The following is a 674-nucleotide window of genomic DNA, read 5'->3' as shown; positions in this document are numbered from 1 at the left end:
ACATTGTGTATCAGCGAAATAAAAATTTTCAGTGTAAAAATTGGGACTTTTTAGAGTATTGCAAAATGCAACACTTTTTCGCAACCTGCTATTGCAAAATGCAAGAGTTGCGATAGATGATGCGTGTTATCCCGGTGGAGAATGAGGTGGTTTTATGAACGCTCCAACTACTTGGAGTAAGGTCATAGAATACGGGAGTTCCCTTACCTGCAATGATTGGCAGGATATAGATAACCATCTCATCAATGAGATTGTAACGGGATAGTCCTCGCAGAAGCTCTATGCTATCCTTGTCGGATATTTCAGCGATGTATGTATCGGATTGGTTGTTGTCGGAGTGTTTCTCGGCAAGCAGGTCCAGTAGCGGATAGTGTGGCGTCAGGCGATAGACACTCTGCTCGTGCCAATATGGAAAGCCTTTGGCATCATTCATTACCCACTGCATTAAATTCTCGTCAGCTGTCGGTAGAAAGCCGTCCATTGTCACTGCTGTTATGATCTGAATCTTTGCCATATCGTTACCTCCGTTCAAAAAAGAAGCGTGGTCATCACGCATCCGAACAGAGGCTCTGGCATGGGCCTATGGTGATATACGCAATGCCACGCTATGCCATGGGCATAGCATAAGCATACGCAATTTATCACCATTACATCAACTGCCAGATTTCTGTTCG

General features: G+C 44.4%; 1 protein-coding gene. It reads right to left on the bottom strand.

The genetic code is table 11. The annotated features are described in order from the left end of the window. Positions 1-88: 88 nt before the first annotated feature. Positions 89-514 carry a dihydrofolate reductase family protein gene (locus tag NW211_RS13935; protein WP_258328283.1) on the bottom strand — a complete coding sequence of 142 codons (426 nt, stop codon included), beginning with the start codon at positions 512-514 and terminating at the stop codon, positions 89-91. Positions 515-674 lie beyond the last annotated feature (160 nt).

It is taken from the genome of Barnesiella sp. ET7 (genome assembly GCF_024733785.1).
Lineage (GTDB): Bacteria > Bacteroidota > Bacteroidia > Bacteroidales > Barnesiellaceae > Barnesiella > Barnesiella merdigallinarum.
Note: the sequence above shows the minus strand (reverse complement) of the source record. Positions and strands in the feature narration are given on the sequence as shown.